Genomic DNA, 26,169 nt, shown 5'->3' on the forward strand with positions numbered 1-26,169 from the left:
TCACTTGCTTCTCTTCAACAAAGAGAGCTACAGAAAGCGGTATGCATTAACCAAGTAAAGTCGTTATCTGGCAATTGTATTTTTAATTGCCATTTCATGTATTTTATTATTGCCAAATACAAACCATCCTTTTACATCGCCATCGACATTAACTAATTTAGATTTTATTAAAATATTTGAATAAATTTTAGAAATTTCAAATATCTCTTTAATTCCAATTCCAATGGATGTAATGTAATCAATATGTTCCTTAGTCATTTTATTAATAAAATTTTCGTACATATTGTCTCCTCTCTTTTGATGATAATTTTACCTAACGTTCCCGCGATTCCCGATGTTCCTCTCTTTTAACGCCTCAGCGGAAAAAGTGGCGTATGACTTGCCTCGCAAGGCATGTGACATCGAGAGGAATGTTGGGAATCGGCGTGTTAACTGACGTGCACATGTTTTATCAAATTTTTCAGAACGACTCCATGTTGAACCAAACCTTTTTTAGACGACACTCAGCGATTGTCACTGCGCTTCTAATTGTGAGCTGAGTGGCGGCGACACCCTAGACTCTAAACCAAAACTTCCGGCATCGCACAGCTCAACCAATTCTGGTAAACAATCTGCTAATGACTCCATTATTTCTCAAGAGAAAAACAAATTCGCTTTTCTATTTCTATGTATATATTCGCGAATCACTTCGGGAATCCGCCTGATTATTGATATTTTCATCATATTAACCCCGCATGTTAGTTAACGTTCCCGCGATTCCCGATGTTCCTTCCTTTTAACGCCTCAGCGGAAAAAGTGGCGCGGTGCTTGCCTCGCAAGCGACGTGTCATCGGAAGGAATGTTGGGAATCGGCGTGTTATATGATGGACAAAGTGCATTATTCATTTTTTCTCCAATACAATTTAAATATTGATAATATAAAAATTGTTAGCGATGATATGGATAACACATCTATATTATTCAACAAATAGCCATTCATCCATTGTATAATTACCGGAAAAATTTCAACTAAATAATACTGCAATCTTAATGTACCAAAAAAGAATGATGGAACTAATATTAGTACTATAATCTTATATGAATTAGTATTTCTTTCAATTAACTTTGACAATATTATCCACATACTTGAATATAAGAATATTAAAATTACACATAAAAACTCATAACCCAGTCCTCGTATCAAATTTGGGATTTTATGAGTTGCATAAAAAAATAATGCTGCCAAAGAATAAAAAACTACATTCCAAATTAATAGCTCTATTATGTCCTTTTGATTTTTCATATCCTTGTCCTATTCTATGTATTAATTAATTTTCCATATCAGGAATACAGTTATGTAGGGCCCAACTGACTTTGTCTTTCATATAACGTTCCCGCGATTCCCGATGTTCCTTCCTTTTAACGCCTCAGCGGAAAAAGTGGCGCGGTGCTTGCCTCGCAAGCGACGTGTCATCAGAAGGAATGTTGGGAATCGGCGTGTTAGCTGAAGTGCTACCTTATACAAAATATATTGTCATCCTTTATCGTCCTCTTTGAAGATATACATATCCATATTTATCGTTGTTCCAGTGATATAACAGAATTCTATAATTTCCTTATTGAAATAAATAATAGGTTGCTCTTCTCCGTAAATATATGGAACTACAACAATTACATAATTTACATCAAACTTCTCTTTGATTTCTTTTAAAATTTCAATTTTCCCTTTCAAATTTTTAATAGTGTCCATACATTGAGCTTCCACATCAAGCCTATTGATTTCTGATCTTTCAGCATCCCATGATGAAAACATGTATTGAGTTCTATTTTTTCTAAAATCACCTTTTTTCCAGAATTTGAACGGTTTTATTCCAAGTCGCTCTGTAATGTAATCAGGATCAAAGTCTCCATTTTCATTTGCCACTAATCCACGGTTGCCAATCACTCCATTACTTTCGATGCCAAAATAAGTATATGTCTTTGTTTTCTCCATATTATACCTCTTTTTTACTAACTAGTTTTTAATATCATTAGAAGCGAAGTTCCCATTAGGTAGCATTTTAGCTAACTCCCATATTCCCGAATCACTTTTTAATGAATCCAATATCCAGTGGAAGTACGATGTAGTTCGGGAAAAACCCATGTGTAAGTATTCGACAAAAAAAGACAAACTCCTTCCACATCCTGTAACTTTCTGAATTTTATGCAAATTTATAAATCATCTAGTGGATTGGCAATTTTCTGTATGGTTTGTGTCGTTACATGTGTATAAATCTCAGTCGTTTTGCTGCTAGCATGCCCTAAGAGTTCTTGAATTATGCGAATATCAACGCCTGTATCCAATAAGTGTGTCGCAAAGCTGTGTCTTAAACTGTGAAAAGTAGCTTCGTGTGTTATTCCAGCTTTTTCTTTTGCATCATTGAATACCGTCTGTAAAGTTCTCGATGTAATCCCACCAGAGCGGTTTTGATTTTCAAAAAGCCACTCATATGGATGATATTTTTCTTCGTAACGTTCTAACTGTACCGCCATCTTTTTCGACAGCGGCACAATACGATCTTTCCTTCCCTTTGACTGTCTTATGGTAATAATCCCGCGCTCCCGATGAATATCTGAAACTTTTAAATTGGCAACTTCACTAACACGCATGCCGCATGAATAGCCTAACATCAGTACGGTTTGATGCTTAATGTTTTCAGTCACATCAATGATTGCTTTGACCTCCTCCTTGCTCAAAACCTTTGGTAACTTAAATTCTCTTTTCGGCCGTACAAGCTCCAAATAGCCGTCACTTAGCAAACCTTGCTGTTTAGCAAATAATTTCAAGGCATTAATTGCTTGGTTGCAATATGCATGGCTACACTTTCTGTTTTCAAGCAATTCAATCATATATGTATTGACTAACGTCACATTCATTTGACCTTTACTGAATGCTAGAAAACGATCGACATTCGTCACATAATTTTTTATGGTTTGCCGGCTATATCCTGCCTGCATCATATAACGCCGCATTTGCGTCAGCGACTTTACAATGCGTATTTCAAGCGTGGTATCTTTGTCCATTTCACGATTAGGATGATAGGCATGCCCCCTCTTACTCAATGATTTCTCTGCATAACCATTCCCGCCACGGTTTTTCATCTTCTGCTGCTCAGTAAAATGATCTTCAGAAACACGATTATCATTACGGCTAATTTTATTATTCATATGATGTGCTTTGTTCATATTTGGGATATCATCATCCCCAGAATCAATCGTTCGATAAGCACGTAAATAGCTATCTGAATTTTCATTCTGATAATATCCATCTGAATGCAACGATTTCACACTTCGCATGCCTATGCGATCTCCATTGACCTCTGATTGGAGCGCCTTTAATACACTAAACTTTTTCATTGGAAATGTCCAAACACACCTTATGGCATCCCAACGCCCGCCTCCAATTTCCCTTAATGCATCAACGACATCAGCCTGATAAGGAAATTTAACAACAACTAAATTTTTCTCTTTCCAAATATCCATAACAATAATCCTTTCATCATCAAAATATCGAACAAAACCTCACAATCTATCGCTATTGCGAATTGAAACACAGACAAATTGCAAATCAACAAATGCTTTTCCATATTATACCATTTATTTCTTTTTGATTCTATTTAATCAATGCGTTAATCAATACATTTAGATATATTTCAACACTATTTCATGTTCAACACATTTCAAGTTCAACACTATTTCAAATGCGTTAGACAATTGCATTATAATTATAAGTTAATCCTTTGCCGCAAAATTTTGAATTAGCGTCTATAATAGGATCTACATATCAGGGCAAAAATATTAGAATTTGAATGACATATAACACCTCACATAGCCTTTGAAGCATTGTTACTTTAGAAGCCAATGTTCATACACATGAATCCAAATAGCATCTTTGGACATCACTTCATACGCGAGCACCAACGATTAACTAAGAATCAAAAAAATAGATCATCGTAACACGATGGCCTATTTCTTAACACTATGTTATTTTGTTTTATTTTTAATCTGATTTTTTTCGTTTGGTTTATTTTTCGTCAGGTTTCTTCATAACGGGAATCCAAACTTCATAAAGTGCATTCTCCGGGTCAGCATTAAAGTAGACTTCAATGTCAGGGGCATTAGCATATTCGTATCCGGAAGTCGGAAGCCATTCTGTTACAATGCGTTTTTCAAGCATCTGTATAGACTGTGCATTGCCTTTTCCCGGAAAAATTGCCCACGTCGCTTCCGGTACCGTATAAGCCTCATATGCGTCGCCAATGTCTGCGGAACTCGCAACGCCGATATAGTATCGCCAAGCTTCCAGTTCATTGCAAACACTTACACCTAATACCGCTTTTGGTTCAGCATCCATCAATGTGACTAAGTGGCCGACGGTTCCGTCCATTGCCATTTTCTGCCACATCCCCGGCACAATTTCAAAATTCTCTTCAATATTGCTCAAAAGTGGGTGCGAAATGCCAATCATTCTAAATGGTTCTTTCTTTTCAATCCTATACGTCATTTCAGCTTCTCCTTTAATGATTATTTTGAAGCTGATCGCTGGGAATGCTTTAATCTCAACGCCCTCGTCCCTTGCTTTTGACGGTGTGATCCCGTGAATATTCTGAAAGGCACGCGTAAATGCCGTCGGCGATTCATAACCGTATTTCAGCGCAACATCCAAAACGCGCACTTCCCGATTTTTCAAATCCACTGCAGCCAGAGACATCCTGCGTCGCCGTATGTACTCAGAAAGAGGCATGCCAGCCATGTAAGAAAACATCCGCTGAAAATGATATACTGAACAGCACGCTTTTTGTGCAAGCACCTCATATGCAATTTCACCTGTCAAATGTGCTTCGAGATACGCCATCGCATCATTTAATCGATCAATCCATTCCATCTCATCAACTCCTGTACTCATCATACTAAAAGGCCATGTCTATGTCCTCTCAATCCATGCACCAAAATGCGCGTTTGCCGTATAGATTCTAACATAATAATCATTTTAGAATACTTAAGCTCACTTAGATCACTTAGATCACTTAGATCACTTAGATCACTTAGATCACTTAGATCACTTAGATCACTTAGATCACTTAGATCACTTAAATCACTTAGATCACCAGATCGCCTAGATCGCCAGATCGCCAGATCGCCAGATCGCCAGATCGCCAGATCGCCTAGATCGCCAGATCGCCAGATCGCCAGATCGCCAGATCGCCAGATCGCCAGATCGCCAGATCGCCAGATCGCCAGATCGCTTAGATCACCTAGATTGTTTTGATCCGTAAGACCCTCGATCACTTTTTGATAGTTTTAGACTATTTTATCATTTTTGCAGGTTTACAGGTATTGCTTCTGATGATTTACAATTTAAATGGGAGTGATCGCTTTTAATCTCACGGCGTTTTTTTAACTGCCAGCAGCTTTTGCCTTGCCATAACGTTTTCTAGCGTATCTTGAAGTGTCCCTTCTGTGCTGGATAACACATTACTCTGGTCAAAGAGATAGGTTGACAGTTCATTTTTCAGCCTGATATCATCAGTTGCATCACGGAGTGTCATCGCTGTCGAAATACCGCCTGCACGTGCGCGATAAAGCATTTCTACATCAAACTTATTAAGGGTTCCCGCTAAATAGCGATTGGCATTATATTGAACCACTAGACTGTCAGGATTGGCAACCAACAGCGCACAAAACATCAGAACACCTGAGATCACACCAATTCTAAATAGATCAAATGATCGCCTCTGATAGATAATAATACCAATAAAGATACCCACCATCCAAAACATCAGAACACATGGCAAAAGTCGTTTCATCGAAAGACCATAAGCATTAATATACAAAATCATTTTGCTCAAAGCAGTAATGATAAAAACGAGTGTCATTACCGCCATCAGTGCATTTAGCCATTTTAAAACATTTTTTTTAACTTGTTCCACCGCTGATAGAGCGTTGGCAAAACCCAAAATTATCAAATTGATCATAGCAATTTTAACGAGTTCAAAAAAACCTTTGCGCGCATATTCAGAGTAGATTTCCATACCATCCGGTAGTTTCCCTGAAAAGGCAGAAAAATAATAGGGCAACTGACTGCCAATGAAAACAGCATAAAGCAATACAACCATCCCAAGTGTCAAAAAAACAGTCATCTGCGGAATCATTCTGAAATCTTTGTAATTAGACTCAAGCTTTTCAAGCTTAAGCATTTCAGCATCACGCCAATAATAGCTGCCCGCCAGTAACCCGAAAAAATAAAACGAAACTGGAACCGCCAAGATCAAGTTAAGTACATTGCCCATTGCGTCATCTTCGAACCATGAAAACTGATCGATCACGCCACCAACAATCTTTGCAAAACCACCACTATCAGCTGATAATAACAGAGGTACCACAATGATAAAAATTAAACCCGTTATCGCAATTGCCAATACAAAAGATCCCAGCTGTTTGTGATTTGTCTTTGTTTTCCCTGAAAACTGTGTTAAAGTCCGCATCTGCAAATCCATATGCCGAAATGGCGTTCGCACCAAACTCTGCACACCATCTGTTAAAAACCATGAACCCGTTTGTCCCGTTACAAGCCTTCCCGCAGCAGCCGTTACAGCATACGCCGCACTGCATATAAGAAAAAATCCGGACCACGGTCTCAATCCCGGATTGCCATAAACGCCAAAACTCATTCCCGTGAGCAAAACGACGCCAATCCAAAATAGACCGGGCTTCATTTGAAAAATGTCTTTTTTAATAAAATATACCATCATCGTTATACAAAAAAGGATTGTAAACAGTGAAACACCAAACCCTCGCCATTCAAAAAATACCCAGCGAATAAATAAAAAGCCTAAAATAGCGACTGCCAATGCTAATTTAAGATCCACTGAATCCGCCGTAAATTGTACTTGCTTCTTTATTGTTAATTGCCTATTGTCCATCATATCAACTGCCATCTGATGCCCCTTTCAAACTTATTCTTGAACACGATCGTTTCTCAGTAGTAGTATAGCATCAGAAATAATGATATGCAATATATATTTATTGTTTTTCGATATATTTATATCCTTTATCATGTTGTTGTGATATGTTTATCCTTTTGATCTTTGCCCTTATCGCCTTTTCTTACACCTAATTTGCGCCTATTTCGTATCTGTCATACACCTAACTTGCACTGCACCTTCTCACGCCTGTCTTACACCTGACTTGCGCTGCACCTTTCTCGCGACTGTCTTACACCTAACTTGTGCTGCACCTTTCTCGCGACTGTCTTACACCTAACTTGCGCTGCACCTTTCTCGCGACTGTCTTACACCTTTCATTTTGCACTTAAAAGATATTTAATCCCTTTTGAACTGTGAACTGCAGTTACAGATCCTAATACGCATACCTGAACCTTTTAAATTTTTAAACACAAAAAACAGGTGTCTTCAATAACACCTGTTCTACCGTCTATCATATCATTCAAATCGCTTTTACCCTTCTCACTGCCAAAACAATTTGGAATATAACACCGCTTCGTCGCTATACGTCTGGCGGCTGGTATTCCAAAATATCACCAGGCTGGCAGTCCAACGCTTTGCAAATGGCTTCCAAAGTTGAAAAGCGAACCGCTTTTGCCTTGCCGGTTTTTAATATAGATAGGTTTGCCTGACTAATGCCCACCTTTTCTGCCAATTCACCAGAGGACATTTTTCGTTTGGCCATCATCACATCAAGATTTACGATAATCGGCATCAATGCCCTCCTTTTAGATAGTAAAATCAACCTCTTCTTTTAGTGCAACCGCCTCGGCCACAACATTTTTAACAACACGTACGATCAATCCCATGAATGCCGCTGCAATGGCAATAAAAATCCATGGTAAATAGTAGCTGGCAGCAATCAAAGCGATTATAGCACCTGTAAAGCAGCTCCAAGAAATACGTCTGAGATCTATTACATTGTTGCTGGTAAAAACCACACCGCGTTGAATGCGGTTCAGCATGCGAAATAAACTGTACAGCAATATGCCAACCGGCAAACTGCCAATGTAAATAGTCGCAATAAAATACATTTCTGTTCCAATTAAATCCGCTCTCGAAAAATCAATGAAAAAACGCGTGAGAAGTGGTGCGCTCGCTAAGATCAGCACCAGCAAAACCATAAATAAAACCACACATATTCGACTGAGTAATATTGATTTATGACTATTCCACATATGGCCTCCCCATTATTTCACATACTAATTCGTATATCAATTCGCATATGAATTTATATACAGTTCATATACAATCTCATATATGAATAGTATAGCACGACTTCATCATAACTTCACCTTGAAAGCGGTTTTTTATATTGTTTTTCAATAAAAAAGGACTGTTTTTCATAAAATATCGGACATAAAAAAGGACCTCCATTATGATGTTTTCATCTGCATCGCTGATGATCATCAACACAAAGATCCTTCATGCGCAAGCAAACATGATGTTTAGCGCAATCTTTTCACTGAAAGTATATTAATTTGACACATTATTGCACGTATTTTCAATCAAACTATTCAACAGAGCTCTTTAACACAGCTCTTAAACAGTGCTCCTGAACACAACTCCTGAACACAACTCTCTAACACAGCTTTTCAGTACATCCCTTTTTAACATCACTCCAACACATCTTTCAATACACCTTAACGATGCTCTATATAGAATACATTTAAAACGCAATGCCTTTGTCACTATTTAAACTGAATGATTGGCGCTTTCATGATATTGGCGACAATCATTTGAATAAGCGCGACGGGCAAGTAGACGATCAAACTTAAGATCATGGTGAGTTCATAAGATAAACGCATCTTTTCTTCGCCAAACAGATTGCCCTTAACGATTGGTTTGCCTTTGAGCCGACTGCGGAAAGCACTTAAAGCAATGCCATAGGCATTGCCGACCATAATCATTCGAATGGCACCTAATATCCCTAATGCCTTTGCCTCGCCATAATAGGCGACAATCTTTTCCCATGCTTCTTCCGATGGAACACCGCGTGTATCCGCGTAATGCTGCGCAAAGACAATTGCGGGGACTTGCTCCAGCGGCAACTCACTGGTATCGCCTGTCAGCAGTTTTTTAATTTCTTCCTCATCCATACCAACTTCTAAAGCCATCTTCGTGTGTCCATATGAACAAATTTCACAGCCATTCACTTCTGTCACCGCGAGCATAATCCGTTCGATAAAGGGATCATCCAACATCCCGTCCTTCTTTGCACGCTGCATGAAGCGAACCGTTCTCAGCCCGTTAAACAGAATAGGATAAAATGCTGACACCGAATAAACTTTCTTGTATAACACTTGTTCCATAAAACTTTCAACCTCCAATTCAGTCAAATGCCATTGTGCTGCTCGAACCCTTTTTTATTCTCTAGTCCTTATTTTACCCCTACGATATGAACGAATTATGAATGTTCACACATTTTGTCAAATTTTGTACACACTGTTAAAAAATTATCTAGAATACACAAATATTGACCCGATGTTGAGAAATAATCACCTGATCTTTCATGGTATACTGAGCATGATAAAGTTAAAAAAATAACAATTTCAAAGATTGGAGTGATTGACATGATAAAAACCATTATCGCACCCGGCAAGTATGTACAAGGTGAGCAGCTCCTCGCCAGCATCAGCGACTACACCAAGGAATTCGGCAGCAAATTGTTGTTTATCGCCAGTGCAAACGGTATCAAACGCACGGAACAAACCATTGAAAACAGCTACAAAGCACTTGATGTAACCCTTGGCTTCGAAGCCTTTAATGGCGAATGCTGTGACAAAGAAATCAATCGCATTAAAACCATCATTGAAAATGAAAAGTATACGGCCATTATCGGCATTGGCGGCGGCAAAATCTTTGATACGGTCAAGGCCGTTGCCTATGAAGCAGCCATCCCCGTTGGTATCGTTCCAACCATTGCTTCCACTGATGCGCCATGCAGTGCTCTTTCAGTCATCTATACGGAAAGCGGTGTCTTCGACCGCTACCTAGTATTGCCAAGCAATCCTGAACTCGTCCTCGTCGATACGACGATTATTGCCAACGCACCTTCACGGCTGCTCGTCGCAGGTATGGGAGATGCTCTGGCTACCTATTTTGAAGCACGTGCCTGTGAACGTTCCTGCGCACCCAATATGACGGGCACACAGTCAACGCTCTCTGCCAACGCACTTGCAAAACTCTGCTATGAAACATTGCTGAAAGACGGCTTTATGGCCAAATGCTCCGTTGACAAAAAAGTCTGCACCAAAGCACTCGAAAACATTATTGAAGCCAACACCTTATTGAGCGGCATTGGCTTTGAAAGCGGCGGACTTGCAGCAGCACATGCCATCCACAACGGCTTTACCGTCATGGAAGCGTGTCATCATCTATACCATGGTGAAAAAGTCGCTTTTGGCACCATTGTTCAACTCGTTTTGGAACACGCAGATGCAGATGAAATCAATACCGTCATCGCATTCTGCAAAAAAGTGGGCTTGCCTGTAACATTAAAAGCCATGGGCGTTGAAAATATCGTCGAAAGCGAAATCAGAGCCGTTGCAGAAGCAGCCTGTGCAGAAGGTGAAACGATTTACAATATGCCTTTCTGCGTTACAGCCGATATGGTCTACAGCGCCATTATGCTGGCTGATGCACTTGGAAATGCCTAGTCCGAACTTTGGGCACTCCTACATTGTGAAATACTTGAACAAGGATTCATTAAGCAATGACATTAATGAATATCATCGTATTATCTGAAATTGATTGGCTATTGACTATTGAAATCATTAATTGAACTCATTACTCGAGAACATTAATCAAATGCTTTAATCAACAAGCCAATCTGCTAAACAATACGTAAATTCCGCTAAAAACGCTATCAAAAAGCGCCTTAAAAAGCTTCTCGACAACAAAAAAGAAAACGTCTTCTATTGACAGAAACAGCGATATGACCTCCCATTCCGTATGTTAACAAACGGCGTCATATTACTGCTAATAAGCTGTCGATAAGGCGTTTTCTTTTTATATAAGACAATCGCATCATTACCCTTAATGGGCGCCTTCACTTCAATAGTTTGAACTTCGTATGATGAAAATAGTACGTATTGTCATGAAAGGATTAGGATTAGAATAATACAATTTCCTCATTTAAATATTACTTGAAGACATATTTTCTGTGATATAGCTTTCTGCGACATTGCTTTCTTGTAACATTGCTCTCTGTGACATTGCTTTCTGCGACATTGCTCTCTGCGACATTGCTCTCTGTGGCATTGCTTTCTGCGACATTGCTTTCTGCAACATTGCTTTCTGCAACATATTTTTCTGTTATTTGGTTTCAAGACGAACTGTTTCGTGGATGACTTTATGAATTCGTGCATGGAATGCGTTATCCTTCATTGCCAAATTATTGCTGATCTATTGCCAGGACGCGAAAATTCCCTCGACGACTTCAATAAAATGGCGTGCTTCACCCTCGGTGACACAGATTGGCGGTCTAAAGAACAGGATATTACCGCTTCTGCCGAGCAGCAGCCCCTTCTCTTTCGCTCCCTTAACAATGATATCAGTTAATGCTGCATTTGGTTTTCTGCTGCCATCACTCGTTACGAACTCAATACCATATACGGCACCCATGCCGCGGAAATTATCGACAACATCGTACATGTGGCACCATCGTTCAAATTCCGGCACTAGATACGCTTCAATTTTTTTTACGTGTTCTAACCATTGTTCTGATTCCAGTATGTCAATAACGGCATTGGCAGCTGCAATGGTAATGGGATTCGATCCCGTACCACCTGCGAGAACGGTTCCATTAAACTGATCCATAATATGTGTTTTGGTCATCAGTGCTGCGATGTGAAAACCGTTTCCCAGCCCCTTGCCCAAGACGAGCATATCAGGCGTCACTCCTTCCCGCTGATACATAAACATATCGCCAGTCTTACCAAATGCCGTTTGGATTTCGTCGAAGATCAGTAAAACATCATGACGGTCTGCCCATGTGCGAAGCTTTTTCAGGTAACCCTTTGGCGGCGTTACCATCCCTGTTGATCCCGTAAACGGCTCAATCAGTATTGCAGCCGGCAGTTCAGAAGCCTGATAGTCCAGCTGCCTGTCAATATCGTTGGCACAGGCACTGCCGCAGGTTGCTGAATCGAGATTTAGATAACATCTTTGACACGTTGGGTAAGGGATGTGAATGATGCCTGGCGCCTGAACACCAAGTCCTTTTTTGCGGCGGTCAATGCCTGAAAGGCAGGCTGCCATATACGTGCGCCCATGAAGGCTGCCCGAATAGGCAATGACTTCGTTTCTGCCCGTATAGTGCCGTGCGATTCGCACTGCCCACTCAATGGCTTCACTGCCACTGGTGCTTAAAAATATTTTTGGGAAATCGTTATTCGTGAGCCGCAATAGCTTTTGAAATAGCGCCACCTTATCAGATTCATAACCTTTGACCGGCGTATAAATCCCACATTGCATTGCTTCGACCATTCTTTCTACAAACACTTTATGATTTTGCCCAAGCATACTGGTAATTTCATTGTAGTTCGCATAGATGCGCTTATCGCACGTCATAAGTCGAATACCTTCCGCCGATACGACTTCTTCCTCAAAGGAGCCTGTGAAAGCAATATCGTGTTCACGTAGAAAATCTGTCCCCATCATGATACCTCATAGCTCTCTAGATTCTCGAGAAAGCGCACAATATCATCCACTTTAGCTTCCATGATCTGTCGCCCTTTTTCTGCAGTCGCCAACGTTGCATTGCCGTGAATACCATGCGGCGTCGTCATTTTACCCGCTACGTGCACTTTCTTCACACCATTGTAAAAAGCGCCTTTGATACCCGTTCGATATTCTTCCACTGCTTCGTCCATATGTACCAAGTCGGGTTTAATGTACAGCATGCACGATGTTTCGCTTTCATCTGCATGTCCGCCCTTTTCCTGTTCGAGAAGCTTCGCTTCAACTTCACTGCCGAGGCCGATAATGTCCGTCACGCCCACAGTAATGCCATAAGCATTGTGAAGATCGCTGGCCAAAACTTTTAATGGATTATGCGTTGAAACACCGCCATCGACAATCAGAAATTTTTTAACGCCAAACTTTGCAAAACTTACGATGATATCGCGCGTATGATGCATAAACACTTCGGATGAAATTGACACACTTCCAATAAAATCGACAAAGGCCGGGTAATACGCATATGAAACAATTGGCAATGCCACAATATTGCAGCGTTCCACCAATCGATCGACAATCCAGTCGACGACGTACATATCCGTCCCGAGTGGCAAATGATAGCCATGTTCCTTTGTCCCGCCTGAAATTGGCAGCACGATAATTGTCTCTTCATTTAATAATGTCTTTGCTTCTTTATAAGTTATTTCTGACAGTCTGATGCCCATTGATCTCACTTCCCTTTTATCGTCATATGTTGGCAGAAGACACACCCTCTATGCCGCTTGTTTCCAAATCCGGCAAGCTGCGTCTCCAATTTTCGTTTTTATATTTTTTTACTTCATCATGTTTTAGCTTTATCGCGATTTTACTTCATCACGTTTTTGATTTGTGACGTCTTCACTTTATTACTTCTTTATTTGTCATTTCTTTGCATTATCATTTTATTACTTTGTCATTGCTTTGATTTACCACTGCTTTGATTTACCGCTTCTTTCATTTACCACTGCTTTGATTTACCGCTTCTTTCATTTACCGCTTCTTTCATTTACCGCTTCTTTCATTTACCGCTTCTTTCATTTACCGCTTCTTTCATTTACTGCTTCCTTCATTTGCTGCTTATTTGATTTTCCATTTATTTGATTTATCATCTCTTTACTTTGTGATTGCTTTGATTTGTCGCTTCTTTGATTTGTTGTGTTTTGACTCGTCACTTCTTTTACCTTTTCAGGGTTTTGTGATGTCAATATAACAATTTGTCGATTTCCTAATTGATTAATTGAGGCAACTAATTGAGGCAACTAATTGAGGCAACTAATTGATGCCATTAATTGCATCGTTCAAATTTTGATCCTTTCGCCATAATAAATATCCCACCTTTAAAAGAAGGCCATTCAACCTATTATGGCGAAGGATCAATTTAAGCAACACGACGTTAATACAGTCATCATTTGTCGATCAGATCGCTCTGTTCGCGTCGTTTATTCTGTAAATGCCGCATCTCTAAAGAACAAGTATCCAAGTTGTGATTGATGCCATCCTTCGAGTTTTGGATTGACCAAAATTGGTGATGTCGCATAGTAAAGCGGTGCGATTGGCATATCATCCATGAAAATCGTTTCTGCTTCATGCATGTATGCAACGCGTTTCGCTTCATCCTGTTCACTTTGTGCCTTTTCAAGCGCCTCTAAATACGCATCGTTGTGCCAATGAGAGAAGTTAACCCCACTGTTGTCCGTATACATATTCAAATAATCTGTCGGATAACCGTAGTCACCTGTCCAGCCCCCGCGTGAAACCGTATAATCGCCTGACTTGACTTCTTTGAGGTAAACGCCAAATTCCTTTTCTTCAATGGTTACTTTGATATTCAGGTTTTCTTCCCACATTTCTTTAACAGCTTCAATGTAATCCTTGCCGTTGTCTTTGATCATGAGTTCCGGGAAACCCTCGCCGTTCGGATAACCTGCATCCGCTAGGAATGCTTGTGCTTTTTCAACATCTCCCGATGCCGGCATCCCGTAGTCACCGCCAACTTCTCTAAAATCTTCACCATTGACGACCATGCCAAATGGTACGAGACCTGAAGCCGGCACTTGACCTGCCTGTAAGATTTGTGTGCAAATCGCATCGCGATCAATGGCATAGGCTAACGCCTTGCGAACATTGACATCATCATAAGGTGCCATTTGGGTATTAAAGTTAATCCAAATATGTTGGATGTACGGCATTAAATAAAAACCTTCCACTTCCATGCGAAGCCTTGGAATGTCTGCACTCGATACGACTTCTGACCCATCGACTGCACCTGATTCGAATGCAGCCAGTGCATTGGCGGCATCTGTTAAGAAATCCAGTCTGATGGTTTCAATCGCCACATCATCTGCACCGTAGTAATATGGATTTTTTACGAGCGTAACCGATTCGCCTGCCGCATAATCTGACATCATATAAGGCCCGTTACAAATAAAGGTCGATGGATCTTTAAACCAGTTTTCGCCTTGGGCAACAATGTCTTCTCTTAATGGGAAGAGTGTCCACGTCGCCGTTAAATTTAAGAAATAAGGTGTTGGATTCGCCAGCGTCACTTTAAAGGTTTTATCGTCCACAGCTTCAAATCCAACCGCGTCCATGTCAACTTCGCCGTCAAAGTACGCTTGTGCATTGGCAATGTGTTCAAGTATAAAATAGCCGAATCCCGAAGCGGTTTCAGGCGTAATCACGCGCTGCCATTCATAGTAGAAATCATTTGCCGTCACAGGCTGTCCGTCACTCCAAAAAATATCATCTTTTAAATAGAACGTATACACGAGGCTGTCTTCGCTGATTTCCCAGTGATCGGCCATTGCCGGAATTGGTTTGTCATTTTCATCGAGTGTCGTCAAGCCCTCAAATGTATTGGACATAACTGTCGCAGGCGTACTGTCTGATGCCAGTCCCGGATCAAGCGACGTCGGTTCATCTCCAATGATAAAGACCATGTCCTTTTTCACTTCCGGTGCCGCCTCGCTTGGTGTTTCAGCGGCAGTTGTCTGCTCTGTGTTTTCAGCAGCCGGTGTACTTTCTGCCTCTGTACTGCTTGTTGATGCATTGCCGCCACAGCCGGACAGCATAAGTGCCAACAGGGCAATCGTCAACAATAAAGCCGTTAATTTTCTCATTTTTTCCCCCTTCTGGTGCGCATGTTTTCATGCAGGTAATGCCTTGAGCATTTGTCATCTTTCCGGCGAGCATCGTATGTCATTTGTGTCGCCATCCTATGACAGTCGTACATTAAAATCTGATAACGCCGAGATGGCACGATCATCACCGATTAGCAATTGGCTGAGATATAGTTTACCAATCATGTGATAACCGTGTCCTCGTCATGCATTTAACACCCATCACGCCTACTTTGATCGAATTAAGATCAGAATTAAGCTCACGTAATCATCTCGTACTGTATAGTAGACAGATTTCTTCCAAGTCGTGTACAAGACCTTATATAAAAGACCTAAAATCCAAGACTTATATACAAGCGGTATATACAAAACGTATCGATGATATCTGCAAACAAAGTACATATCGCGCTTAACATACATCCATCAAGCTTTCATGACGTTTAAAAAATGCATTGGTGGTACAATATTCTATTTATTTAAGGCAATGGCATCATCATTCGTTGATCCTTCACGACAATAGGTAGCATTTTCGTCTTACGAAAAAATACATCTTGCGATAAAAGGATAACCATTATAATGATGCAATTTCCTCATTTATTAAATGGCAAGCCACATAATAATCCGGTTCAATTGCCTTGAGTTCAGGCACCTTTTCTGCACATATATTCATGGCATAACGACAGCGCGAGCGGAAACTGCATCCGCTGGGTTTATCAATAGGACTCGGTATGTCACCTTGGAGCGCCACGGTTTGCCGCGCATCTGATGCCGCGGGATCTGGTATTGGAATAGCGGCCAGCAATGCCTGTGTATAAGGATGGCACTGCTTTTGAAAAATTAAATCACTGCTGCCCATTTCAACAATATTGCCCAAATACATAATGCCAATGCGATCCGAAATATATTTGACCATTGAAAGGTCGTGCGCAATGAATAAATAGGTTAGGCCAAACTCTTTTTGCAAATCGATAAGCATGTTGATAATTTGCGCCTGTATCGAAACATCCAGTGCCGAAATCGGTTCATCACAAATGATAAATTTCGGTTTAATCGCCAGCGCGCGTGCAATGCCAATGCGCTGACGCTGGCCACCTGAGAATTCATGGGCGTAGCGGGCTGCATGGCCCTTGTTAAGCCCAACCTTCTCCAGCAGTTCACCTACTGCCGCCGTTATCGCCTCAGCATCATTCATGCCAAAAGCGCGCAGCGGCTCTGCAATAATTTCACGGACGGTCATCCTCGGGTTTAAAGAAGCATAAGGATCTTGAAATATCATCTGCATTTCCTGACAAAGCATGCGTTTAGCTTCGCCCTTTAGCATTGTAATGTCTTCACCGTTAAAGTAGATATTTCCCGCTGTTCGCTTGTGCAGGCCTATAATGCTGCGCGCCGTCGTCGATTTACCGCAGCCGCTCTCGCCTACCAAGCCAAAGATCTCACCTTTGTCGATGTGAAAACTAATATCGTCAACGGCCTTTACATAGTGATGAACCCTTCCCAAGATACCTTTTCGCACTGGGAAATACTGTTTTAAATTTTCCACGCGAAGCAGTTCACTCATTGGTCTTCATATCCTTTCATCTTTTTAACCTGCGGATCCAGCAGCCAGCATCTCGCCTTATGGCCTTCATGGTCTTCGTAAAAATGCGGCAAATGGTTAAGGCAGATTTTCATTGCCTGCTGGCATCGCGACGCAAACGGACAGCCCTTTGGCGGATTGACCAGTGCCGGCGGCGAGCCCGGTATCGCTTCCAGTCGCGCCTTGCTGTCAAGCTTTGGCATGGCATTTAAGAGGCCAACCGTATAAGGATGCTTAGGTGCATAGAAAATGTCTTCGCGCGTCCCCGATTCAACGATAAGGCCGCCGTACATCACCAGCACGCGCTGGCACATCTGTGCCACAACGCCAAGATCATGCGTTATCAGGATAACCGACTTCGACTGTTTTTTCTGCAAGTCCTTTAGCAGTTTCAATATTTGATCCTGAATGGTTACATCCAGCGCCGTCGTCGGTTCATCGGCAATGAGAATATCCGGATCATTTGCAAGTGCAATGGCAATGACCACGCGTTGGCGCATGCCGCCGCTAAATTCATGCGGGTACTGCTTGAGTCTCAATTCGGGCGAATTGATTTGAACGGCCCGCAGCAGTGCAATGGCTCGTTGTTCGCGTTCAGATTTTGAAAGCTTGGTATGAGCTTTCATCGTCTCCATTAACTGACTGCCAATGGTCAACACGGGATTGAGCGACGTCATCGGGTCTTGAAAAATCATGGCAATATCGTTGCCTTTGATTTCTCGAATACGATGCTTTGACAAATTTAATAAATCTTCATCTTTATATTTTATTTCACCTGCCACGACGCGACCGGGCGGTTTGATGATGTTCATAATGGATTTGACCGTTACACTTTTGCCGCAGCCGCTCTCGCCGACAATGCCAAGAATTTCACCGCTTTGGAGTTCAAAACTAACGCCTCTAACAGCTTCGACTTCGCCTGACGATGTAAAAAATGATGTTTTCAGTTGATTGACTTGTAAAATTGGATTCATCAGGACTCCTTAATGCTTTAATCTAGGATCAATGGCATCTCTTAAGCCATCGCCTAAAAAGTTAAAAGCAAACATGGTGATCGAAATGGCTATTGCCGGTGCAATCAGCTGGTACGGGTACATGCTCAGCGTTTGAACCGCATCGTTGCAAAGGGTTCCCCACGACGCCATCGGCCTCGGCACTCCCAGCCCAATGTAGCTTAAAAATGCTTCGACGAAAATGGCCTGCGGGATCAGCATGGTCATGTTGACGATAATCGGCCCAATGGCATTTGGCAGCAAATGCTTTAGCAGAATCGTGCGATTGCGCGTGCCCAGCGTTCGAGCCGCTAGTACAAATTCCTGCTGTTTAATTGAAAGCACTTGTCCTCTGACGAGTCTGGCCATGCCAACCCAGTACACTGAACTAAGCGCCAGAATAATACTCTTAATGCCGGCGCCAACGACAACCATAATGAGAATGACGTAGAGCGTCAGGGGAATCGTGCTGATAATATCCACAAAACGCATCATCAGGTTATCCACCTGTCCACCCGAAAAACCGGAAATACCGCCGTAAAGGGTGCCGATAAACAGATTGACAACGGTTGCCACAAAAGCGACGAGCAGTGATATGCGCGCCCCATAGACCACCCGAATAAACAAATCTCTGCCAAAAGCATCTGTTCCAAAGAGATTATCTTGATTCCAGAAGGTCTTCCCCTTCACGAGTTCATTGCCGTCGGCATCATAGTAGCGAATATTCTTTTTATCACTGTAGTCCAGCATCACAGCATTGTCCTCGCCGTAATATGTCAGCGCATGCATCATATCTTCTTTATTGGCTGTGAGCAATGCTTCTATATGGCCGTCCTGTACGCGATAAATACGATAATCTTTATTGATAAAATACGTGTTGCCCTGCGAATCCGCAACGGTCTGCAAAATCGGCGGCATGTTCACACGATCCAGATTGTCATCCGAATAATCAACTGCCGAAAAAAAAGGTATAAAAACGGCACAAATCAGTAAGAGAATGATGACAATCATGCCAAAAACGGCTGTTTTTATTTGTTTTAAGCGATTCCATACTTCTCGCCAGTAAGGCTGCTGCGCCGTGCCAATATAATCCAGCACGCGGTCAGCGTCATCAATTGGCTGCAGCATCGATTCTTCAATTATCAGATCACTCATATTCTCTCCCTTAGGTGTATGCTCATGATGGCTTAAAACAGCGCGATCATTTAAGCTTTTCATCATTCCTATCGTTTTCTATCGTACGCTAAGTGCGCGATAGTGCTCATCGTTTTCTATCACTTATCGTTTGCTGTCGTTTTCTATAGCGCTCTATCGTTTCCCGTCATACGCCGTCTTTCTCTATTATCACGCTTTCGTTCTCCATGGTTCTCCATGGTTCTCCATGGTTCTCCATGGTTCTCCATAGTCTTCTATAGTCTTTCATGATCTTTCATAGCCTTCTGTCGTTTGCCATACCAAGCACTATGCCTTCACATCAATTCTCGGGTCAATGAGCACGTAGAGAATGTCCACCACTAAAACCATTACGGATAAAAACAAGGCATAAAACAAGGTAATCCCCATGATGACACTGTAATCGCGGTTACTGATTCCATCGACAAAATAGCGTCCAATCCCCGGCAGGCCAAATATTTTTTCAATAACAAAAGTGCCCGTCAAAAGACTTGCCACAGAAGGCCCCAGCACCGTTACCACTGGAATCATGGCATTTTTTAACACGTGTTTAAAGATAATCGTCGACTTGCGAAGGCCTTTGGCATCTGCCATGGTAATATAATCCTGTCCCATGACATCCAGTACAGAAGACCGCGTCAGCCTTGCAAAGTAAGCGATGGAAAATCCCGCCAGTGAAACCGAAGGCAAAATATAACCCTTGGAATCTTGAATGCCATAAAACGGCAGCCATTGCAGTTTAACCGCAAAGATATACAGCAATATCGTCGCAACGACAAAAGAGGGAATCACCACGCCAATGGTGGAAATCACCATAATCATTCGATCCGTCAGCGTTCCAGATTTGAACCCTGCCGCCAACCCCGCCGGGATGCCAATGAGAAAGAGCAGTAAAATGGCAATGCCACCGACACGTGCCGACACCGGAAATCTTGAAACGATCATATCACCGACCATTTCGCCCTGATTTTTAAAAGACGGGCCCAAATCAAGCCGCAAGAGATCCATCATATAATTGATATACTGCTGATGTAGCGGCAAATGTAAGTCATACTTTTCCATAAGTGCCTGTTCGATCTCAGGCGGCATTTTTCGATCTGTTGTAAATGGCCCACCCGGCACGGCATGCATCATAAAGAATGTAATGCTCGCAAGGATAAACAGCGTGATAAACAGTGAAACAATGCGTTTTAAAATATATTGAAACATTTGAAGCCTCCTGTCAGATCTTCAACTTCATATTGATGTTCATTTCAAATTTACTGTATTCATAATAAATCTTAATGTATTCAAAAGGTATGCCTGATGCATCATAGGCACACCGCTCAATTTGAAGCACCGGACTGCCGACCATTACATTTAAATGCTTTGCGACTAAGCTGTTTGCTTTGTTTGCACGTATCGTCTGCATACCGTTGCCAAGAATCAAATGGCCATATTTCACAAAGATTTCATAGGTCGTCGTCATTTCAATACGTTCTGCTGTAAAGAGATCTGCATACTTAACAGGAATAAAGATTTCAGAAAGCGTCGTCGGTTCACCGGCGTTCTCATGCAGCCGTAAAACATAGAGGCATTCAGATCCAAGCGCTTCGAGAATTTCCGGCTTTACCATGTTGTCAACGCGCATCCGCTTCATGTGCAGAACGCGTACAGTCGTCCCCTCACCTTTTGAAACAATGCCGCTCACCGTTTTGAGCTCACTTAAATTATCGCGATAAACCTTGCCGACGCTAAACGTGCCCTTGCCTGCTTTACGAACAATGCGCCCTTCTTCTTCCAAGACTTGAAGCGCCTTGCGAACGGTGATCAGACTTACGTCAAAGCGGTCAACGAGTTCTTTCTGCGGTGCAATGGGGATGCTCTCATCCTTGTGACGCTCTATTTCATCTCTTAAAATTTCAGCAATTTGTATGTACATGGGTACATCGCTCATTCGATTGACCATAGATCCTCCTCGTTCTGTTCATGTCTATAGATGTCTTGCTGCTATACAGTCGCTATTCGTTGTTAGCCGGTTATTCTTTATCTGCTATCATTTGTTCATTATTAGTCTTTATTAGTTAGTCTTTATTAGTTAGTCTTTATTAGTTGGTCTTTATTAGTTGGTCTTTATTAGTTGGTCTTTATCGAGTACTTTTTATCAGGTACTTTCTATCGGGTATTTTCTCTCGGGTATTTTATTATTCTTTTATTCTTTATTTTCTTTATTCATTATTCTCTGCACCTCAGCATATTGTCTCTTGCCAAAACTGCTTTATGGTTTTTGCACTGCTTGTTTAAGATAATTGCTTCATAGCCTCACGTTCATCATTCATCACAATAGGTGGTTCCCCTCCTACGAAGGTCATATCTATGATGGCGAGAAGATTACTATTTAAATACTTCAATTGTTTTATCTATCTTTTTTAATCCGATGTCTTCGGAGAAATTTTTGCATATGGTTTTTCGCTCTGTCCCTTGGCATATGTTGCTTACCGAATATTCTCTTTGTGTATGCTTTTTACGCAATATCCCTTTGATATGCCTTCTTACCGGGTGTTCGCTTTGCGTATGCGCTTTGCATTCTGTTTTCTGCATAACGCCTAATGTTAAGTGATTAGTATAGGTTCGCATGATTAAAACAAGCGTCTCATCATGTTTTTGGGGATTACTCGATATAATATTATATAATATTATACGCATAACCTTTCTGGAGTTCAACCTATTTATTACAAAATCGTCATGAATAATTTCTATACATCGGCGCAAATCGTTATTCAGCATTAAAAAAATTGGCGCCATATGCTCTAGGCTCTTTGATCTAATGATGCAAATATCACCAAAAACAAAAACCGATACGCATCCTTCTCGTCAAAGGGCAGCATATCGGTCTATTCATCTTAATCAATCATTTTATATGCACGATTATTCGTATTATTCGTTATTGCTTCGAATTTCATACAGCAGATCGTAGGTGAAACTACTCGCACCATCCATTGGGATTAAAACACCGCTGTCGAAATCATTGTACCCGGCATAGGTCACGTCTGCACGCATTTGAATGCCATCCTGTGAGAATTCAAAGCTCTCAAACGTATGACTATCAATGGCATTAACCAGTTCCTGCGATAATTTTGAATACAGTCCCACCGTCTTCTGACCATTGGCAAATGCCAGTCCTGATAATACCATGTACTGATCATTCGAACCAACCCACCGCTCTTCACCAACAATATGCGTTTCGAAACCGACGGCAACGAGTGTGCCATTGACAACTTCATACGTGAAGACCGGTCTTTCTGAAAAACCGATGCCAAGATAGACCGTACTGCCATTCTGTTCCTGCTCTGCCCATTGCCCGTTATCATCCAAATAATACTGATCCGAATCCATTTGAAAATACTTTAAATAGTAATTGTAATTTTCGGCGAAATCGGCAACTGTAAGGTCACCACGATTTGGCGGCAGAAGTTTCATCGCCGTCGCTGTATAGAGCATGAAGATGAGCAACGCAATGCCGCCAATATAGGTTACATAACGGTATTTTTTTGAATCTTTCAGTGTGTATGCAATGTCTTCATCCCACGGCAACGTCTCGAGGTCGCTGCACATTCTATAGCTCTTCCAAATCCGATACAGATTATAAAAGGGAATATTGTAACCAAGGCCTTTGCCAATGATTCCCCATGTTCGCGCTACCCCTTGCCCATAGGTCAAACGACCGCCATCATCACTTTCAACCTTCAAACCAAGCAGTGCCTTCCCGGGTGTCGTCCCAAAGAAATGCAACCATACCGGTTCGACAAACAACATAATCATCAAGACGATAAATCCTTCAATAATACTGCTGGCATCTGACTGAAGTGAAGGATTCTGATTAAAAAACAGCATCATGGACGCACTCCAAAGCGAACTGTACAGCATCATATCAAAAAATCTTGCAAAAAAACGACGCCAAGGCTGATGCACTTGTGGTAGTTCATCCCCTTTAACTTCAAAATAATCACTTCTGCGTTCACGGGCACCCGTTTCAATGGTCATCAAATACTGCATGGCATTGAGTTCTGAAAAGGCCACGTGATCCGCCAGCATGGTTTCACAGACTGAAGCTGCCAGTGACATATCTTCCTGAGCCTGCTGCAATGTTTGCAGCTGTACTTCAAGTACTTCGTCAAGCAATCGATTGCCTCTGACAATTGCCTTGATATCGGATAGTGAAATTTGCAGACGCCTAAGTAATTTGATTTTCAGCAATTTATGTACATCGCGTTCTGAATAGTCTCGGTAACCGTTTGGCAAACGACTGGGCGCTATCAGCCCTTCGTTTTCATAAAAGCGTATATTCGCTCGCGTCATCCCCGTTCGTGTTTCCAATTCTTTGATCGTCATGGTTTCCGTCCTTTCACATTTGTCATTCGAATAAAGCTTGTTCGTCACGATTATAAGCTGTAAAGTGACTTTACAGTCAAGATTTTTAATGGTTTTACGCTAAATTTCAAATCAAAAGACTATTTTGAGCAATACAGCTCCTCAAACAGCCTTTAATTCATCTTAGCATATTCTATGGGGACTAAAACAGCTGCGGCATTTTTGTAAGCGAAATGTCATAAAAAAGCGATAGAGGTCTCCCCCAAATAATAGAAGTAGACGTTCTAGTGCTATCCTGTTCGAACTCATCTCGTTGAAATATTTGTTGAAGTATTTTACATAGCGTGTTCATCTTAACAAGCAAGCTCATCCATCCTTTCAAAGGAAAAAGCCGCCTATTTTTTAACAGACGGCTTTTGATCTTAAATTGTGGATGGTGTTCTTTAAATAATGTATACGCCTTAAGCTTGCATTGCCACTAAAGGGCCGGTTTCCGCACCGGATAACATACTTCCGTCACCCAGTCATCTGGATTTTGCGATTCATTGGGGCTGACGTGATAGATACAGAAGGATGCACCGTCAAAGGCGTAGCCGTTGTCGCTCACCCAATTGGCAACGGCCTCATTCACCACGCTGATGCTGTCGTATGAACCATTGAAGGTCGCCGACGCCATGAGAATCGGCGCTTCTTTCTTAAAGACCACATTGGCTGTATTCGCATATTCACCCACCACCGCTAATTGAATCTCGACATCTACATCTGATTCTTTATAAGCTTCATCGTGAAAAATCGCCAGTGAATAGCATGGATTGTTCATTTGTAGATTTAGAGGTCCTGCTTCTGTCATCATTTTTTGCCACAGCATCCCTTCTTGATCGTAAGTTGGAATCACTTCTCGTACACTTGCTACATAACGTTCCGGCAGTGTTTTTAAGGTTACTTGATAACTCATAACGGTTCCGTCCTTTCTCAGTCTCTCAATGGTTGTTTCAAGACGTCGCAAACGGCGTTCGATGACTGCTGCCTCGGCTTTGACTTCACTCTCTTTGACGGTCAAAAAGTCAATGAGTCTTTCCGGATCACTGTAGGTTGTCAAAATATCGCCAATCGTGGCAAGCCCAAAGCCCATCTCTCTCAATGCCGATATCCGATTTGTCACCGTAAGCTGATCTTCACCATAATATCGATAACCGCTCCCGGCATCAATATGCTTTGGTTTCAGCAGTCCAATCTCATCATAATGCCGTAGCATCCGAATGCTAATCCTTGAAAGTTTTGAAAAATCACCTATTTTTAACATTTTTACACCTCGCGAATGTGTATGGTTGAGCTCAATTTTAGTATAGAGTATCACATAGTGAGAGGGTCAAGGCAAAAAAATAATTTTTTCAACAAAAAAATCACGCCTAAAAGGCACAAAAAACGACCTTCCGAAACAATGTCATGCCATTCAAGACATTGTCTCCAAAAGATCGTTTAATCATCGTTATTTTATTGATCTACCCCTTTATCATTTGAATCTTCACAATTTACATTTTCATGGTCTACAATTTCATGGTCTATAATTTCATAATTTGTATCTTCTTGAGCTGCACCTTCATGATTTGTATCTTCACGATCTGTATCTTCACGATTTGCATCTTTTTTGATCTACATTTTAATGTTCAGTATCTTTATGATCTGCTAGCTTCATGAGCCGTCTTTTGCGAATCGTATGTTTACCAACACATCATCCGGCATCAATCATCAGCCGACCCTAAATAACGAATGTACTGATTCGTCGTCGCCAGTTTCACCGTGTGTGAATAATGATTATCACTTTTAAGTGCTGCATCGTAAAGGCCAAACTTCACGTAAATTGGCAGCTTCGCCAGTTCTGGAGCGATCTTAAAAAACGCCGCTTCATCATGATGAGTATAGATAATGACTTCCAGTTTTGCAGCCAACGCTGCCTGAACCAAAGCAATCATTTCGCCTGACTGCTCTGTCCATTCAAGGCCCGAGAGAATAATTCCCTGATTGAGTCCATTGCGTCTAACCGACCGAATAATCGCTTCCGGCGAAGCCATCATCGTCAGTGAATCATCCTTTAAGTGCTCATTGATACAGTCGGGACACGGCATGCTGCAACCGTTGGCAATAATCACGGCGCCAATAAAGGGCGCATCATTTAATATGTTGTGAACAATGCCTTTGTAACGGATTTCCAT

The 26,169-nt window shown here is 41.5% G+C and carries 21 protein-coding genes; 1 reads left to right on the forward strand and 20 read right to left on the reverse strand.

Going from position 1 to position 26,169, the window contains the following annotated elements:
* Positions 1-63: 63 nt before the first annotated feature.
* From KHM83_RS13150 to KHM83_RS13190, 9 genes are all read right to left on the reverse strand, one after another.
* Entirely contained in the window at positions 64-282 is a 219-nt protein-coding gene (locus KHM83_RS13150) for a hypothetical protein (RefSeq protein ID WP_213237488.1), read from the reverse strand.
* Between the two features lie 1,231 nt (positions 283-1,513).
* Positions 1,514-1,972, reverse strand: coding sequence for a DUF4279 domain-containing protein (locus tag KHM83_RS13155; protein ID WP_213237489.1), 459 nt, complete (start codon positions 1,970-1,972; stop codon positions 1,514-1,516).
* Positions 1,973-2,190: 218 nt separating this feature from the next.
* A complete protein-coding gene (locus KHM83_RS13160) occupies positions 2,191-3,501 on the reverse strand; it encodes a tyrosine-type recombinase/integrase (RefSeq protein WP_213237490.1) in 1,311 nt (436 codons plus the stop codon).
* Between the two features lie 541 nt (positions 3,502-4,042).
* Positions 4,043-4,903 carry an AraC family transcriptional regulator gene (locus KHM83_RS13165; protein ID WP_213237491.1) on the reverse strand — a complete coding sequence of 287 codons (861 nt, stop codon included), beginning with the start codon at positions 4,901-4,903 and terminating at the stop codon, positions 4,043-4,045.
* 20 nt (positions 4,904-4,923) lie between these two features.
* Positions 4,924-5,307 (reverse strand): hypothetical protein, encoded by a 384-nt coding sequence (locus tag KHM83_RS13170; RefSeq protein WP_213237492.1) that lies wholly within the window; start codon positions 5,305-5,307, stop codon positions 4,924-4,926.
* A gap of 95 nt (positions 5,308-5,402) precedes the next feature.
* Positions 5,403-6,956 (reverse strand): DUF4153 domain-containing protein, encoded by a 1,554-nt coding sequence (locus tag KHM83_RS13175; protein WP_213237493.1) that lies wholly within the window; start codon positions 6,954-6,956, stop codon positions 5,403-5,405.
* A gap of 568 nt (positions 6,957-7,524) precedes the next feature.
* The gene (locus tag KHM83_RS13180; RefSeq protein WP_213237494.1) at positions 7,525-7,737 is read right to left on the reverse strand and encodes a helix-turn-helix domain-containing protein; all 213 of its coding nucleotides are present in this window, start codon (positions 7,735-7,737) and stop codon (positions 7,525-7,527) included.
* A gap of 13 nt (positions 7,738-7,750) precedes the next feature.
* Positions 7,751-8,200 (reverse strand): DUF2975 domain-containing protein, encoded by a 450-nt coding sequence (locus tag KHM83_RS13185; protein ID WP_213237495.1) that lies wholly within the window; start codon positions 8,198-8,200, stop codon positions 7,751-7,753.
* A gap of 513 nt (positions 8,201-8,713) precedes the next feature.
* A complete protein-coding gene (locus tag KHM83_RS13190; RefSeq protein ID WP_213237496.1) occupies positions 8,714-9,334 on the reverse strand; it encodes a carboxymuconolactone decarboxylase family protein in 621 nt (206 codons plus the stop codon).
* Between the two features lie 261 nt (positions 9,335-9,595).
* Between KHM83_RS13190 and KHM83_RS13195 the strand changes: the two genes are divergently transcribed.
* Complete coding sequence (locus KHM83_RS13195) at positions 9,596-10,681, forward strand: glycerol dehydrogenase (RefSeq protein WP_213237497.1); 1,086 nt, start codon at positions 9,596-9,598, stop codon at positions 10,679-10,681.
* Between the two features lie 748 nt (positions 10,682-11,429).
* Here the strand turns inward: KHM83_RS13195 and KHM83_RS13200 are convergent.
* The 11 genes from KHM83_RS13200 to KHM83_RS13250 form a co-directional block, all read right to left on the reverse strand.
* Complete coding sequence (locus KHM83_RS13200; RefSeq protein ID WP_213237498.1) at positions 11,430-12,686, reverse strand: aspartate aminotransferase family protein; 1,257 nt, start codon at positions 12,684-12,686, stop codon at positions 11,430-11,432.
* Complete coding sequence (locus tag KHM83_RS13205; RefSeq protein WP_213237499.1) at positions 12,683-13,429, reverse strand: creatininase family protein; 747 nt, start codon at positions 13,427-13,429, stop codon at positions 12,683-12,685. The genes KHM83_RS13200 and KHM83_RS13205 overlap by 4 nt, the downstream gene beginning before the upstream one ends.
* 753 nt (positions 13,430-14,182) lie before the next feature.
* Positions 14,183-15,862, reverse strand: a complete 1,680-nt coding sequence (locus tag KHM83_RS13210) for a peptide ABC transporter substrate-binding protein (RefSeq protein ID WP_213237500.1) — start codon at positions 15,860-15,862, stop codon at positions 14,183-14,185.
* Positions 15,863-16,433: 571 nt separating this feature from the next.
* Positions 16,434-17,423, reverse strand: coding sequence for an ABC transporter ATP-binding protein (locus KHM83_RS13215; protein WP_213237501.1), 990 nt, complete (start codon positions 17,421-17,423; stop codon positions 16,434-16,436).
* On the reverse strand, positions 17,420-18,415 hold the full coding sequence (locus KHM83_RS13220; RefSeq protein WP_213237502.1) for an ABC transporter ATP-binding protein: 996 nt from the start codon (positions 18,413-18,415) through the stop codon (positions 17,420-17,422). Before KHM83_RS13220 ends, KHM83_RS13215 begins: the two co-directional genes overlap by 4 nt.
* Positions 18,416-18,424: 9 nt before the next feature.
* Positions 18,425-19,588: an ABC transporter permease gene (locus KHM83_RS13225; RefSeq protein ID WP_246543096.1), complete on the reverse strand. Its 1,164-nt coding sequence runs from the start codon at positions 19,586-19,588 to the stop codon at positions 18,425-18,427.
* 306 nt (positions 19,589-19,894) lie between these two features.
* Positions 19,895-20,815: an ABC transporter permease gene (locus KHM83_RS13230; protein WP_213237503.1), complete on the reverse strand. Its 921-nt coding sequence runs from the start codon at positions 20,813-20,815 to the stop codon at positions 19,895-19,897.
* 13 nt (positions 20,816-20,828) lie between these two features.
* Positions 20,829-21,554 carry a GntR family transcriptional regulator gene (locus KHM83_RS13235; protein ID WP_213237504.1) on the reverse strand — a complete coding sequence of 242 codons (726 nt, stop codon included), beginning with the start codon at positions 21,552-21,554 and terminating at the stop codon, positions 20,829-20,831.
* Between the two features lie 968 nt (positions 21,555-22,522).
* A complete protein-coding gene (locus KHM83_RS13240; RefSeq protein ID WP_213237505.1) occupies positions 22,523-23,977 on the reverse strand; it encodes a MerR family transcriptional regulator in 1,455 nt (484 codons plus the stop codon).
* A gap of 457 nt (positions 23,978-24,434) precedes the next feature.
* A complete protein-coding gene (locus KHM83_RS13245; protein WP_213237506.1) occupies positions 24,435-25,259 on the reverse strand; it encodes a MerR family transcriptional regulator in 825 nt (274 codons plus the stop codon).
* A gap of 439 nt (positions 25,260-25,698) precedes the next feature.
* Positions 25,699-26,169 (reverse strand): 4Fe-4S cluster-binding domain-containing protein, encoded by a 471-nt coding sequence (locus tag KHM83_RS13250; protein WP_213237507.1) that lies wholly within the window; start codon positions 26,167-26,169, stop codon positions 25,699-25,701.

Source organism: Fusibacter paucivorans, assembly GCF_018390735.1.
In the GTDB taxonomy this organism is placed as follows: domain Bacteria; phylum Bacillota; class Clostridia; order Peptostreptococcales; family Acidaminobacteraceae; genus Fusibacter; species Fusibacter paucivorans.